Origin of the sequence: Halegenticoccus tardaugens (assembly GCF_004116405.1) — an archaeon.
In the GTDB taxonomy this organism is placed as follows: Archaea; Halobacteriota; Halobacteria; order Halobacteriales; family Haloferacaceae; genus Halegenticoccus; species Halegenticoccus tardaugens.
In genome coordinates, this window is the sequence record NZ_SDIC01000007.1 from 140,874 (window position 1) to 156,168 (window position 15,295).

Here is a 15,295-nt window from a genome sequence, read left to right on the forward strand (position 1 = left end):
ATTGCTTGCCGATCCGGCCAGCAGTGACACTGTCTGGTTCGGATAATACCGGGCATTACAGGAGGGACACTGGGCAATTTGGACGTGTCCTTTCCAACTTGTCGAGACGGGTAAGTCCTGCACATGGACCGTCCGCTCAACAAGCTCCATACCGCAGTCCGAACAAGGGATGTCTACTTCATTCATAGGTGGATGATCGGGTCGTGCCCCGTCTCATCAGGGAGACCCACGGGAACCGCAGACAGCTCACCATCCGATGTGGCATCCCGCTGCGTGTGGCATTGAAGGATGCCCCCGCAATGGCGGCGATCCGATGGGCGGACGAAGAGAGACGGGACAGAACCCTTTGTACACCGCAAAATTACTGTTTGTGAAATAAATAGGTTTCGCTCAGTTCGATTTGACGATTAAGAAGCAAATTGCTCCCAAATCACTGAAAACAAGCTCAAATCGGAGCCATTCACTCGAAGGAGAGTGTTTTCATCGACTAAAATATATCTAGAAATATATAATATTTAAAAATTATGTTTTCATCGCCCTCTTGAAAAGAGGTCGCATAACGTGCATGGCAGTATTACCAATGATCATGGATTTAAAACAAGTAATCAACATGATGATTTGGCCCACCAAGCGGTCGTACGCCCATCTCGCTAAAACGACAACAACCGACGACACGACCTGAAAAGCGGTGTTCGGACTGATCATCGCAGTGGTGCTGTTGTGCCAGCGCAGGTAGAAATTTGTAGTCTGACGGCAAACATGTGGGTATGGCGGCGGGAAAATGGCTCTTCACGGCGCTTCTAATATTACAGGCCCACTTCGCGGCTTCGTACTACGTACCCTTGGACAGAAAGTCTCAAGGAGAGTTTGGCGGCCTCTTGCGGTGGGTCTGGCCTTGGAGCGGCGGTGACAGTGGGCTGCTGGGCCAGGTCACGGTGGCTTCTGGCATACCGCTCTCGGGGATATTCCTCGCCGGGTTCGCGGCGACGTTCTTTTTCTTTGCAGCCCTAGCAGTGGTTGGAATCTGGGTTCCGTTCAGCTGGTGGAGGGTGCTGGCTGGAGGAGGAGCTATCTTGTCGCTCTTACTGATGGTGGGATTCTTCGGAGCCACGAAGGTGCTGCCCATGATTCTCGATCTCGTCGTGTTATGGGCCGCTATAACCGATTGGTTCCAGCCTACCGGCTGACGGCGACAGCTCTCAATTCGCGGTTATCGGAGGGATTAGCAGTTGTGAACTACCCTCACCTACCGCACTCGGGATTACTCACCCTTCGCGTGGTGAGGTGGGGGCTTCCTCGTTCAGTGACGCGACGTGCAGATTCACACGGAATCCACAGCGGTCGCAGTCTCCGGAGGTGTGGATTCGGCCCGTCCCATGCCTATCTGACCGCACTGCGCAGTGCGTCGAACGGGTTGGGGGTTCCAACCCGTTCTACTATTACGCACGAAAACCACTACGGTGAGATAGTACATCACGCTATCGCACACGTCAGAAAGACGATGACGGCGGGCGTATCCCCTCCCTCCTCGCGCCGTCGGCGCTCAGTGAGGAAGGCGCCTTACCCGCCTGCAATTCAGGTAAACTACCCTACTTCGCTCACCCCAGACGGGGTTCGCTCGTGGGAATCCCACGACTGTAGTCGTGAGAGGAGGTCAACAGAGGTGCATATGGCGAGAGTGTCGTGCCAAATGTGTAAATCACCTACTGTCCAGAGTATAGTCTAAGAGATCACTGAAAGGAAAGATCGTATTATCTATATTTATCAATTAAATTTTTAGATAAATGATTTTACATTATGCTCTCATAATTACCTACGTGAGCACTTGTGTAGTATCAGAAAAGATAATAAAGGGCACGGTAGGTATAGCTATTCATAGAACATGTTTGAGGAACTGCGAGGACAACCCGAAGAGACCACCACAGTCGCATTGTCACGTCGCCAGTTCCTCACCGGGCAATCGCACTCGGAATTGTCATCCCGTTACATGGCTGCGGATATGTCTCCAGCACCGGAGCGGTAGCTTTTGACCCATGGATGGAGGGTGAGGAGACGCTCAATCACTCGTCTGTCGGCACTAAAATATCGTCGTACACGCGCTCTACTTGTGTTCCCAACGGCAAAAAGGTTGGATGAGAATCGCGAGAGAAGCTCGGTGCACGGATTACCGACGCTAACAGGGACGTGTCGCCCCCCGCTTTTCATGAGCTACGTGGAAGCGGTTAAGGTGATACTCAGGGCTAACCCACAACGGTGCTCTGTTGTCGCTTCGTGGGATAGCCGGAAGTGATTGCTCCCGAAATGGCACCGGCCCGAACCATTCACTTAGTTTCGATTAGTTGACTGCCGACGACTGCTGACTGTGCCGCTCAGTGCTCAGGTGCTTCTCTGCGAGCGCGAACAGCGAGTCAAGACCGATCGCCAACAATGCTCCCGGAACCGCGCCAGCAAGGAGTTGGGCGGTGTCGAATAACGAAATCCCCGTGATGACCCAGACGCCGAGTCCGCCACCACCGATGAAGAAGGCGAGATACGCCGTCCCGACGCTGAGAACCGCGCTCGTTCGAATCCCCGCGAAGATGACCGGCAGCGCCAGCGGGAGCTGTATCTGCCGGAGGATCTGTGTGTCGGTCATCCCCATACCGCGCGCTGCCTCGACCGTACTCTCGTCGACGTTCTCGAGGCCGGCGACCGTGTTCGTCAAGATGGGGAGCAGCGCGTAGGTGAAGAGGCCGACAAGGGCTGGAAGGAACCCAAGACCGAGAAGTGGAAACACGAGCGCGATAATGGCGAGCGTCGGAATCGTCTGTGAGACGTTTCCGAAGCCTATCACCACGTTCTTGGCTCGCTCGTTCCGCGTTGCAAGGATGCCCAAGGGAACGGCGACGACGATCGCCAATCCGACCGCGACCAACACGAGCGTCAGGTGCTCGACAAGGAGGTTCAGAAACTCGTCGAAGTGCGTACCAAGGTACCGGTACGCGGCACCGAACGGACCGAGCACGTTCATGTTAGACACGCTCCTTCGCAGCCTGGTGTGCGCGGATGTCGGCTTCCGTGAGGACGCCGACCATGTTGCTGCCCTCGACGACCGCGACCTGTTCGGTGTCGGTCTGAATCATCTTTGAGAGCGCGACGTCAACGGTGTCTGTCGGAGCGACGCGCGCTTTGTCATCGCTCCCAAGTGCAGCACCGTCGGCCCCACCCCCGTCGACGGCGGCGACTTGCTGTCCCTCGTCGGCTGCTCTCGCCTGCATGACATCCATCACTGGCGTAATCTGGAGTTCCTTGAGTGTGCGGTCGTCACCAATGAACTCCGCGACAAACTCGCTGTTCGGGTTTGTGAGAATCTCCCGTGGTGTCCCGTATTGGACGAGTTCGCCGACGTCGAAGATGGCGATTTTGTCGCCCATCTTCAGCGCTTCATTGATGTCGTGCGTAACGAACAGGATCGTCGTGTCGATCCGCTCTTGGATTTGTAGGAACTCGTCTTGCAGTTCGGTCCGCGTTATCGGGTCGAGTGCCCCAAACGGCTCGTCCATCAGGATGACGTCTGGGTCCGCCGCAAGCGCTCTGGCGACGCCGACGCGCTGCTGTTGACCACCGGAGAGCTCTCTAGGGTACTGATCGCGGTAGGTCTCTGCAGGGAGACTCATCAGGTCTAGGAGTTCGTCGACGCGGGCGTCGATGCGCTCTGGATCCCACCCGCGCAGCTCCGGGACGGTTGCGACGTTCTCACCGACGGTCATGTGGTCGAAGAGGCCGATCTCTTGGATGACATATCCGATGTTCCGTCGGAGTTCGACTTTGTCGAGCTCTTGGACGTCGGTCCCGTCGTAGTAGACAGTCCCTTCGCTGGCGTTCTGCATTCGGTTGACGAGCGTCATCGTCGTCGTCTTCCCGCAGCCGGAGGGGCCGACCAAAACTGTCGTCGTGCCGCGCTCGACCGAGAAGGTGACGTCTTCGATCGCCACCGTCTGGTCGTCGTAGATCTTGGTAACGTTCTCGAATTCGATCATCGTGGTCGATGCGCCTTGCACCGTGGATATGGTGTTCGTGTCGGTCATGCTATCGACCCCTGAACGAGTCGCGTGAGGAGGGTAAGTTCGACGTCTTCGCCGTTCTGTAGCCGGAAAAGCTGTTCAAGGACCCGGAAGCCGTAGTCGAATGCCAGTGCAAGCAGCGAGACGAGTATTGTCGACACGACGATCGCGGCCGGGTAGGCCTCGCTGATGCCGTTGAAGATCGGGTCGCCGAGGTTGTTCGCCCCGATGAACGCCCCGATGGCGGCGATACCGACCAGTAGAACGACGGCGTTACGGACACCCGCCATGATGACGGGGATCGCCTGCGGGAACTGGAGCCGCCAGAGTCGCTGTCGCTGCGTCATTCCCATCCCACGCCCAGCTTCGATGGTCGCCGAGCTGACCTGCGTGAGTCCAAGGTAGGTATTCCTGACGATCGGTAACTGCGCATAGAGGACAAGTGCGATGACGACCGGGATCTCGCCGATGCCAACAAAGGGAATGAGGAGCCCAAACAGCGCGATACTCGGGACGGTCATCAGCATGCCAGCGGTCCAGAGGATGGCCGTTCCGAGTCGATCGTTATAGGTGCAGAGCACGCCAAGCGGGACACCGATCACGAGTGCGAGCCACACGGCGTCGACGACGACGAGTATGTGGTTGAGCAAGAGCTCCCAGAGGAGCTGGTCGTTCTTGAAGGAATATTCCACAAAGCCGTCCACCACGCCGAGTACGAGCGCCTGCGAAGAAATCGGGGAGGCCATTAGATTGCCCCTGTCTGTTCGAGGTGATCCTTCGCGACCGTCTGTGAGTTCACCTTGTCGAGCGCGACCCGCCGGTTGAGCTTACGCATGTTCTCGGTCGTGAGCTCCTTGCTGACTCGGTTTAGCGGCTCTCGAATCGACGGGTTCTCTTCTAGCGTCGACATCCGGACCATCGGCGCCCCGTTGTACACGGGGAAGAACTTCTTCTCGTCTTCGAGGACAACCAGGTCGAACTGCAGAATCCGCGGGTCGGTGTTGAACCCGACGCCGATGTCGGCGGCGCCATTGCCGACGACCTGGTATAACAGCCCGGATTCGATGTTCTTTATCTCGAGGTCCTTCGCAGCGTCGCTGAACCCGTAATGGTTGGCGAGTCCCGGCCACCCGTCCGAACGACTCTGGAACTCTGCGTTCAGCGCGACGGTCGGGTTCTTGCGTCCCTCCTTGAGATACGTCGCAAACCCGGATAACGTCTCGACGCCCGTCTTCTCGACCCAGTCGGGATGCGCCATAATGACGTACGTGTTGTTGAGGGGTGCTCGATCGAGGAACGTGAGGTCGTGCGCTTGCTCGAACTCCGTTTTGACTTTCTGATAGAGCTTCTGCGAATCCGTGATAACCGTCTCGTGCTGTGGCGGGAGCGTTAGCCAAGCCGTGCCCGTGTACTCCCAGTAGAGGTGTATTTCCCCCGATTGGAGCGCCTTGAAATTCGTCGTCGTTCCGCCCAACGCGATCTGATCGCTGACGTTGACGTCGGTGTTCGCCGACAGCGCTTCGTATGCAATGTAGCCGAGAATCTCCTGTTCAGTGAATCGTTTCGATCCGACTTTGACCGAATCACTGCGCAACTGAGTGGAGAGGGTGAGACAGCCGGTCGTCCCACCGATGCCTCCCGCTGCGGCGAGCCCCCCTCCTCTCTTGAGGAACGCTCGCCGTGTGTCTGGACTTGGCATACCCAGTCTTTCTGGAATGAGGACCCTAATGATTGACCCAAAATAGTACATCATTTATAAGCCACATTATGAAAGTCACCACATTTCTCGACGAGCCAGTCTGCAGACGGTGCTCTTGACATCCTCCGCACGACTGAAGTCGTGGGATTCCTCGCGCTCGGGGTCTGTCATGCAGACCACCCCGACGGAGGCACCTTCCCGACCGTGGTGGTCGGTCACGGTTTGTAGGCGGTGCGTCGGGGCGGTGAGCGCATGGTGACGCCAGTCCGCGCGGATGCGGACTGCCCCGCTAACACCCTATTGGCGGTGTCATCGACCCGACTCGGTTGGGCAGGGTTGCTTGTTGGTGATGGGGGCCCCAATCCAACCCCAGTTTTTCCCTGTAGAGTTATCTACCGGCACGATCCCAGACGGCCGAAATCTTGCGGTAGAGGGGCCGTGCCTATCGTGTAGACCCACGACTACAGTCGTGCGCTTCCGCTTGATCCATGTCAGTATCGTCTCGTGTCTCACCGCAGGCAGTACTGTTCACTGCGAGGAGTACCGTCGAGGCCGTCACACGTGGCTCAGTACCACCCCTCGGCGTCTTCGTCAGCCCTGCGCGTCCCTCGAACTGGATTCAGTTCTCGCGCCATCACCAGCGCGTCCGAGTCGATTTCTACGGACGCGACGGGGCAACCAGCGGTGGTCTTGGCGACGATGTCCCCGCGAGGACCCGCAATGAGGCTCTCACCTGCGTGTTGGCGCCCCGACTGCGAGCCGCTGTGGTTCACACCGATAACGTAACAGGTCTGATCGAGCGCGCGGGCGCGACAGAGTAATCGCCAGTCGCGCTCGAAAGCGCGTCGCCACGCGGCACTCACGGCGATCAAGTCACAGTCTTCTACCGCGTACGCCTGCGCGAGTTCGGGGAAGTTCAGATCGTAACAGAGCAATAGTCCGAGTCGGCCGACCGATGTCTCGACGGTGACCGGTTCGGTTCCGGCGACGAACGATTCTGCTTCCGCTCCCCAGAGTCGGCGCTTTCGATAGGTCGCCTCAACACCGGACGACGAAATGTAGCACAGTGAGTTATAGATGGTCGGCTCATTTTTCTCTGGGAGGCCGACGACCAAATCAATCTCCGTCTCATCGGCAATCGCAACAATTTGGTCCGTGAGAGGCCCAGGAACCTGCGTCTTCGTCGCCGACACGACATCTAGATCGTAGCCTGTCACGCACAGCTCCGGAAAGACGGCGACGGCGGTTGCAGTCGGCAGTGCGCGCAATCTCTCTCGAATCTGTTTAAGATTCGCCTCCGGATCGCCCACCGTCGGTTCGAATTGACAGGCTGCGACGCGGTGACCACTCATAGTCGCCTCGCTCGGGTTCGCGCAGATTGCATAGTGGGCATTCCAAGTGGCACGACGGTAGCTTTTGACACCAACATTTCTCTTCCTTTTTCACCGGTGATTGAGAATATCATCGGCTCAGCTCTTTACGGACTCGGATCGATCCAGATAGAAAGGGGCGACCGAAATCGGCTACCACATATATACGCGCTACAAGTTCGCCCTGAAGTATAACCGAACGACTCGTTTCTATTCTTCACAGCCGATGTCGAGACGACAAGCCCAGCCCCCACCCGCGTCGGACGAGACGAAGCCGACCCTAATCGACTGCGACATCCACCAGAAGTGGAAGGACCCAGAGGAAGTCGCCCAGTACCTTCCCGAGCGGTACAAAGACCGCGGCGTGCAAGCACCCGAGATCCTCTACGACAACGTCGCGGAATTCTCGCGACGCGACGCCATCCCGGACGACGGGAGTCCCGCCGGCTCTGATGTTGAGAAGATGCGAGACCATCATCTCGACGAGTTCGGAGTCGATTATGCGATTCTAACGGGCAACTCGTATCTCAACCTCACAGCGCTGCCGAACCGCGATTACGCGGCCGAACTCGCGGTCGCGAACAACAAGTGGGTTATCGATACCTGGCTGTCGGAGGGCGGGCCGTTCGTCGGCTCGCTGCTAGCGGCCCCGCAGAAGCCCGATCGGATGGCCGAGATGATTCGTGAGCTGGGCGCTCACCCGCGTGTTGTCCAGGTCGTCATGCCGATGGCGGCGCAGCTCCCCTACGGACACGAGTACTACTGGCCGATGTATGAGGCAGCCGAAGAGATGGGGCTGCCGATCGCGATGCATCCCTACACGGAGGGCCACGGTGTGACGCGTCCGCCCACGGGGGCCGGGCATCCGAGCACGTACTTCGAGTGGCACACGCTCTTGGGCACCTACGCAATGGGCCAACTCGTCAGCCTCATCGCCGAGGGCGTGGTCGCGAAGTTTCCCGACCTCACGTTCGTTGTCATCGAGGGCGGCCTCAGTTGGGTCCCCCACTTCCTCTGGCGGATGGACAAAGACTGGAAGGCGCTTCGCGCGCAGGTTCCCTATCTCCAGAAGTTACCGAGCGAGTACGTCAAAGACCAGGTCCGGTTCACCACACAACCGATCGAGGAGCCGGACGATCCAAACCAGCTTCTGCAGATCCTAGAGATGATGGACGCCGCAGAGACGGTGATGTTCGCGAGCGACTACCCCCACTGGGATACGGACTCGCCGCTGTACGCGCTCCCACCGATGCCCGAGGAGATGGAGCAGGGCGTCATGGCGCGCAACGCGCAGGAACTGTACGGCCTCCCGAACGATCCGAGTCAACTTCCAACTACGTGAGCGTGATAGAGATTCAAGTGCATACCTCCGTCTTCAGGCGGAGATCGAGCGACACTCAGTTTGGTTGCCACAGAACGGTTAAGCCTGTGGCCCTCATTGGCACGGACGCTACGGATTCGGTGAGATGCCGTCTCCGAACCACACGGGGCGGCGAACCAGCGGTGGTTCGCACGGCGATGACATGGAATCCGATGGGGCCTCAGTGGCCGGGCCACAGCCCTCCGAGGGAGACAACCGAGAGTTCCCCCGGCGTGTCGCCAGTTCCCTCCGAGTGCGGGTTGGAACCGAAGGGCGTCGACCGCCCGAATCCGATGGTCGGATTCCCGCGTCTTCAGGCGCGGCAGGAGGTCAATCGATGACCAACCGAAGCGAAAACAGATTCGAAATCTGCCCGGCGGAAGACCTCTCACCGGGTGAGCGCACCATCGTCGAACTAAACGGCTATTCGATCGGCGTGTTCAACGTCGACGGTGAGTACTACGCCCTGAAAAACGACTGCCCTCACCAGCGCGCGCCGCTCTGTCAGGGAAAGGTGACCGGAACGACAACCGCGACGGTACCAGATGAAGTCAACTGGGAGGACGACGGCCATATTCTCCGCTGCCCGTGGCACGGCTGGGAGTTTGACATCGAAACTGGACGCTCCGTCTTCAACCCGCACAAAGTACGCGCCCGGTCATTCGATACCACCGTCGAAGCGTTGAGTGAGCAGGCAGATGCGCACGAGACCGCGGATGGGCCGAGCGAAAATGACGTCACCGCCGGAACCGCGACAGGTAGCGGAGTCGCGAACGCGAAGGTGCCCGCCGGATCCGGGTGTGATTGCGGCGTCGGGCTCGCTAGTGAGGAGCCGCCGGTCGACACGTACGACGTCACGGTCGAGGACGAATTTGTCGTAGTTTATCTCTAATAGACACCGACCGCGCGGTCGAATTCGCTCGCTCGGCCACCATCCGAGACGCACCGGCAGACGTCGAACGGCACGTGAAGATCCGCGTGCTCGACACGCTCGCCGCGATCACCGCGGGCTTCAGACAGGAGGGGGTGGACATCGTTCGCGACTACGCGATCGAGCGACACGCCGAGTCGGATGCTTCGCGCGGGGCGACGTTGTTAGACGGAACTGGGACCGCGCTGACCGTGGCGGGGGCGACCCTTGCAAACGCGACAGCTGCGAACGCTCTGGACGTCGACGACGGCCACCGTGAGGTGAAAGGACACCCTGCAGCCGTCGTCATCCCGGCGGCGATGGCTACCGCCGAGGTGGCGGACGCCACGATACGGGACTTCCTCGACGCCGTCTACATCGGCTACGAACTCGCCGTTCGAGCCGGACTCGCAATTCACGAGCTCGACGGTGTCTACACGGGGACAGGATCGTGGGGTGCACTCGGAGCCGCGGCGGCCGCGGCTCGCCTGAACGGCCTCTCTGAAGAACAGACAGCCCACGCGCTCGGTGTTGCGGAATATCACGCTCCTCGGACGCCGATCATGCGCGGCGTCGAACGTCCCGGCATGACGAAAGACGGAATCGGGTGGGGAAGCTACGCCGGTGTCGTTGCTGCAGATCTCGCCGCGTCGGGCTTCACCGGTTCCGGAACGAACTTCGACGACATCAACGATCGCCACTCTCTCGACGGTCCGTTTCACGTCACTCGGGGGTACCTCAAACCACACCCGTGCTGTCGGTGGGCACAGCCCGGTGTTGAAGCCGTCTTAGGCCTCGTGTCGCAGAACGAACTCGATCCAGGCTCGGTCGAACGGATTCGAGTCGCGACGTTCGAGGAAGTAACTTATCTACAGACGTGCGCCCCGACGAGTCCAGAAGATGCACAGTACTCGTACCCTTATCCCGTTACCGCAGCGCTCGTTCGCGGCCAATTCACCCAGGCAGAGCACGCTGCAGAGGGTCAATCGGACCCCGAAGTACTCGATACAGCTGAACGTGTCGAGCTACTCGTCGACGAAGCGCTCGACGCAGCATTCCCCCACGAGTGTCTCGCCCGCGTCGAGATCGAAACCACAGAGGCCACGTACGAATCGGGGGTTACCAAGGCGCGCGGGGCACGCGACGATCCACTCTCGGACGCCGCGCGACTGGAGAAAGCTCGGCGGCTCGTCTCGCCGACACTACCGATGACGGTGATTGACCGCCTTGAGATGCGGCTGGACGACGGACGGCGATCGGTCGCGTCACTGACTAACTCCTGGCGATCCTGACGCGAGTCGCTCGCGGCCAAGTGATACCCATCCGCGTCCGACGACCAGTGCGACGTGGTGTATCAACACAGAGTTTTTATACGGCTGGTTGGCATCCCCCCGAACGATGCTCACAACGAAGGTGTGCGTCCAGTACGACGGCGACTGGACGTCCGAACTCGCCGATCACGACGTCTTTGGCGAGTTCGTCGCATCCACGTTCCGAAACAACCGCTACATTGGAATGTTGGCGGTGGAGACCGGAGACTGTGAGACCGTCCTTGACGTCGTTCGAGAACACAAGACGGTCGAGACGGTCGACCTCGTCGAACGGTACGAGACGCACGAGGGCCGTTGTGCGGCGACCTTTCTCCTCCGCGGCCGACTCACCGAGGTGACGCCGATGCAGGCGATCATGTACGAGGGGTACCTTCCGATCGGGCCGACGGAGCTGGTTGACGGACGCGAGTGTTTCGATCTCCTGCTGAATGATCGGAGTGAACTTTCGAGAGCCATCGACCTCCTCGACGAGTTCGGCGACGTCACCGTCGAGCGGATCACGGAGGATTTCCGTCGCGAGGTGATGCCGAGTCGGGCCGAGTGGCAGGAACTCCTCTCTTCGATTCCGCCTCGCCAACGCGAGTTCCTGAACGTGGCGGCCGAACGTGGGTACTTCGAGATTCCGCGGCAGGTCACGCTCGAAGACCTCGCCGACGAGATGGATATCACGAAAACGACCGCCTCGAATCACCTGCGAAAGGCCGAACGGAAACTTATCCAGGTTCTGCTTCCGTACATTAATCTCGCCGCGAATGGCGATTGAAAGTAAATCGAAGACGGCGATTCAGCGTCCTTGACGTCAGCGCACACTGATAGGGTGCGCCTCCACTCAAAGACATCTGCCCCAAGTGAAGTACCTCGGGGTTAAGCCCCGAGGCTTCACCGGTTAGGGTATGCACCGCACCCGCAGGCAAATGTAATTCCCCTCGACCTTCCCCGGATGAGATCGGCTGGAATCAACACCCGAACGCTCGGTGCGTCCGTGAGGGTCGGTCGCTCCACCACGACCCGATAGTGTCCGTCTCACCACGTCTCTGACGCGGGGTTTGAGAGACACCACATTTCCATAGTTTGCTCAGTCAGCATTGGATTAAGGTCTTTACCCCGTCTTTGAGGTTCTCTGACTGTATCAACTGCGTCGAACCAAGTGGTTATATAAACTCTGTGTCGGCTTCACCCTCAGGATCAAGCCCCGAGGCACTCGCCTTGCTTATCAGTAGAGTCGCTTCAAGATTATCTAGACAGTGGCCGATCACGCTGTTTGGTGTTCAACAAATTCAACATTCACGGTGACGCCATGATCTGTTTTTGCTGTAATCTGTCGTTTCAGTTGAGTGGCGACGGTTGGATACTCCTTATTTGATGGTCGTTCTACGACCACAGTCACGTCTTGAGATTGGTCGAACATTGGTCCTTCATTAAATTCCGTCTGGATTTCTATCAATTCGAGATCACGGTATTGTTCCTGACTGAGAACATTCTCAACAGCAGTATTAACGGACTGCTCGAAGGAAACGTGAGTCCCGACCGCACTTCCTGCGGTAAGCAGTAAGACTCCGAGAAAAATTGCAACACCCAGCGAGGGGCCAAGACGATCGACGGAGAGGTTTGCCCGTACGTTGGATTTCACCCATTTTTCAGGTCTATAGCCTAATGCCCAAAATACCACAACCCCCGCGACATGAATTGAAACTGCATTAACAACAAGAAGAATAAACGCTCCGAGTGCGATTGCCGGAATGTTCCATGCAATACCAATTCCGACAGCGGCAGCCGCCGGAATAAGCGCTGCAGCAATCATCACACCGACGAGAGCTACTGAAATACCAGTGGCAAGGCCAACTGCGCCTGCAGCACCAGCACAGACCCCAATAATAACCGAAAGGAGACCAGGAGAGATACGCTGTGCAATTTGGTTGATCGCTGCAGGGTGCAATGACGAAGGGAAAAATTGTCCATATTTTAGGAACAAACTGAAAGCCAGTCCGCCAATAATGGCGATGCCCAGCCCATAGGCTTGCGTCTGTATCCCATTTTGAATCATTTGTCGATTACTCAGTACTGTTCCAACACTTGCTGTGAGAGCTGACCCGACTAATGGTGCAATGACCATTGAGCCAACGACCAATGCCGGAGAGTCAAGAAGAAGACCAGCGGTCGCGACTACTGCGCTTAAAAATGTCATGAGATAGTATGTAAAGGCGTTCGGGAGGAGTTCAAGCGCCTTTGACCGGAGTTCTTCACTGGCGATACTGTCGTCTTGCTCCTCTCCGACAATGAATCGATCTTCGACATCCTCTATATTCTGCGAAAGCGCAGACGTCGCGTCAGCGACCACGGTGTATCTGTGTTCGCCGTATCCGTTTTCGTTGAATTTCTCTAAAACTACTTCAAGCGCTTGCTCTGGAACTGGGAATTCGACAACGATTCCATTTTCGCTATCGCTGATGTCTTCTGAGGCGATATAATCGATATCCTCCTCGTCTAAGATTTGAAATACGTGCTCTTTCTCATCCGCCTGAATGAGTGTCCGGACAATTCTCATCTCTATCTGAAAAGACCCTTCAGTTGTATAGATCGTTTGGCCAGTAGTCATTCAAACGCCAGTTGAGACCGCGATACCACGGCGCCCCAGCCCCATCTACGATCCTTGCGTTGTGGATGACGGTATCAACTGTCATACTACGCGATCAACGCGAGGTGAAAAATACGTACTCGTTTTTACAGATCGGCTGACTTCGTAATAGCTGCCGTCGCCGATGCCTGGGGACCCGAACCCATCCTCAAGCCGACACTCGGTGGGTCACTTCCAACGGCCGTCTTTGAGTGTGGCCTGAACCTTCCAGTGATAACGATCCCGTACGCGAACGAAGACGGGAACAACCACTCACCCGATGAGAACCTTGTGCTCAATTGCTTCCATAATGGTATTTGGATAACGACATAATTGCTTGCAGAGTTTGCCGACGCCGTGGGCGTTGAAAAAGCGATCGATTGGAATGGTGCTGAGAATGTCCTCGAGATTAAAAACAAACGATCCATCGACCTCACCCCACAGCGGTTTTCCTGAGTTACACCTCGATTTTCCCTGAGTTACTCTTCGACTCCTCGCAGGTCGATCGTTATCCACTCGAGGTTCCGATCCTCGAACGCATCCTTCACCTTCTGGGAGTCGACGTCGTCGCTGAACTCGTGTTCGTTCCACTGTCCGCCGCCGACGCCCTTGTTGTGGTCGATGGTGTTCACGAAGCCGAACATCACCAGCTTCGAGAGGTGGTTGAACATCCCGCGTTGCGTGAGCGGATCCTTTCCGGTCGCGGCGTTGTACGCGCGGACCACGCGGGCGTACGCGGCGTGGATCGTCCGCGTTCGAGCGGGCGTGAGGCCGGCGTTGTCGAGATGGGCGAGCGCCTTCAGAATGTAGAGCTTCTCGTCGTCCTGGTCGACGATCGACTCGACGATGTTGCCGTACTCCAGGTCCTTGTCGGCCTGTCGGATGTGGCCCTCGTCGATCTGCTCCGAGCCGTGCTCCTCGGCGATCTCCGCCGCCCGGCGGAGGAGTCGAATCGCTCTGCGAGCGCTTCCGGACGCCTCCTGGTACGCGAGCGCCGAGCACAGAGAGATCGTCTCCTGGGTATAGGCGTCGTCATAGAGAGCTAGCTCCGCGCGGGCGCGGAGGATTTCTGAGAGTTCTTCGGCGTTGTAGGCGGGGAACTTGATCTCGGTCTCGCAGAGGCTGTCTTTCACCTTTGGAGAGAGGTTCTTTCGGAAGGTGTAGTCGTTACTGATGCCGATGACGCCGACGCGGACGTTTTCGACGTAGCCGATATCACGGGATCGCGGGAGTTCGTAGAGGAGCGTGTCGTCGTTCCCGATTTTGTCGACCTCGTCTAAGACCACGAGGACGGTTCCGTCGAGGGTGTCGAGTTCCTCGTACATGATGTCGTAGACGTCCTGCGGGGCGTAGCCAGTCCCGGTGATCCGATTCCCCGTGTCCCGGAGTCGGTTCACGATTCCGACCGCGACCTGGTACGACGACGTCTTGTGGTCCCCCGTGGTGAAATTCTCGCAGTTGATCCAGACGACATTGAGCGTGATTTGCTCGTCTTCGGGGAGCGTTTCGTTCTTCCGCTCGATGTCGCGTTCGAGGTTCTCCCGGAGGTACTTCGTCGCGGCGGTCTTTCCGACGCCCGTATCTCCGTAGAGAAACGCGTTCTGCGGCGGGCGACCCTTGTAGATCGGTTTGAAAACACCGGTGTACTGCTTGAGCGCCTCGTCCCGGCAGAGAATCTCTTCGGGCGTGTAATCCTCTTCAAGAACGTCGGCGTTCTTGATCAACTCGACGTCGTCCGCGAAGATCGAGTCAACATCGTCCATGATAGAATTGAATGCCGTGTCCAACGGCATTAATCTTTTCCCGAGTTTCCTGAGTTTCCTGAGTCCCCGTGAACTCGCCCCTCTCACACAGCGGTTTTCCTGAGTTCCAGCCGTCAGTCTCACCAGCCAAGCCACTTCTCGAAGGTTGTGGTATATAAATAACGGTTGTATTTACGACATTTTACTCAGGAAAATCGCTGTCAGA

Annotated in this window: 12 protein-coding genes; 5 read left to right on the top strand and 7 right to left on the bottom strand. The window is 57.7% G+C overall.

Features of this window, described 5'->3' with window-relative positions:
- Positions 1–767 precede the first annotated feature (767 nt).
- Positions 768–1,187: a hypothetical protein gene (locus tag C3L37_RS18050; RefSeq protein WP_228546329.1), complete on the top strand. Its 420-nt coding sequence runs from the start codon at positions 768–770 to the stop codon at positions 1,185–1,187.
- A 1,148-nt stretch (positions 1,188–2,335) separates the two neighbouring features.
- Here the strand turns inward: C3L37_RS18050 and C3L37_RS18055 are convergent.
- From C3L37_RS18055 to C3L37_RS18075, 5 genes are all read right to left on the bottom strand, one after another.
- On the bottom strand, positions 2,336–3,010 hold the full coding sequence (locus C3L37_RS18055; protein ID WP_129115979.1) for an ABC transporter permease: 675 nt from the start codon (positions 3,008–3,010) through the stop codon (positions 2,336–2,338).
- A gap of 1 nt (position 3,011) precedes the next feature.
- Positions 3,012–4,019 carry an ABC transporter ATP-binding protein gene (locus tag C3L37_RS18060; protein WP_394345807.1) on the bottom strand — a complete coding sequence of 336 codons (1,008 nt, stop codon included), beginning with the start codon at positions 4,017–4,019 and terminating at the stop codon, positions 3,012–3,014.
- Between the two features lie 44 nt (positions 4,020–4,063).
- A complete protein-coding gene (locus C3L37_RS18065; protein WP_129115981.1) occupies positions 4,064–4,789 on the bottom strand; it encodes an ABC transporter permease in 726 nt (241 codons plus the stop codon).
- The gene (locus C3L37_RS18070; protein ID WP_228546330.1) at positions 4,789–5,793 is read right to left on the bottom strand and encodes a glycine betaine ABC transporter substrate-binding protein; all 1,005 of its coding nucleotides are present in this window, start codon (positions 5,791–5,793) and stop codon (positions 4,789–4,791) included. Before C3L37_RS18070 ends, C3L37_RS18065 begins: the two co-directional genes overlap by 1 nt.
- Positions 5,794–6,308: 515 nt before the next feature.
- Positions 6,309–7,094, bottom strand: a complete 786-nt coding sequence (locus tag C3L37_RS18075; protein WP_129115982.1) for a carbon-nitrogen hydrolase family protein — start codon at positions 7,092–7,094, stop codon at positions 6,309–6,311.
- 244 nt (positions 7,095–7,338) lie between these two features.
- Here C3L37_RS18075 and C3L37_RS18080 point away from each other — a divergent pair, with 244 nt between their 5' ends.
- The 4 genes from C3L37_RS18080 (at position 7,339) to C3L37_RS18095 (ending at position 11,476) form a co-directional block, all read left to right on the top strand.
- Positions 7,339–8,454: an amidohydrolase family protein gene (locus tag C3L37_RS18080; RefSeq protein WP_129115983.1), complete on the top strand. Its 1,116-nt coding sequence runs from the start codon at positions 7,339–7,341 to the stop codon at positions 8,452–8,454.
- A 355-nt stretch (positions 8,455–8,809) separates the two neighbouring features.
- Complete coding sequence (locus C3L37_RS18085) at positions 8,810–9,364, top strand: Rieske (2Fe-2S) protein (protein ID WP_129115984.1); 555 nt, start codon at positions 8,810–8,812, stop codon at positions 9,362–9,364.
- Positions 9,364–10,674: an MmgE/PrpD family protein gene (locus tag C3L37_RS18090; RefSeq protein WP_228546353.1), complete on the top strand. Its 1,311-nt coding sequence runs from the start codon at positions 9,364–9,366 to the stop codon at positions 10,672–10,674. Before C3L37_RS18085 ends, C3L37_RS18090 begins: the two co-directional genes overlap by 1 nt.
- 106 nt (positions 10,675–10,780) lie before the next feature.
- A complete protein-coding gene (locus C3L37_RS18095; RefSeq protein ID WP_129115986.1) occupies positions 10,781–11,476 on the top strand; it encodes a helix-turn-helix domain-containing protein in 696 nt (231 codons plus the stop codon).
- Positions 11,477–11,965: 489 nt separating this feature from the next.
- On the opposite strand, the gene C3L37_RS18100 is transcribed toward C3L37_RS18095, so the two are convergent.
- Complete coding sequence (locus C3L37_RS18100; protein WP_164974801.1) at positions 11,966–13,258, bottom strand: TIGR00341 family protein; 1,293 nt, start codon at positions 13,256–13,258, stop codon at positions 11,966–11,968.
- A gap of 548 nt (positions 13,259–13,806) precedes the next feature.
- Entirely contained in the window at positions 13,807–15,090 is a 1,284-nt protein-coding gene (locus C3L37_RS18110) for a Cdc6/Cdc18 family protein (RefSeq protein WP_228546331.1), read from the bottom strand.
- Between the last annotated feature and the right edge of the window lie 205 nt (positions 15,091–15,295).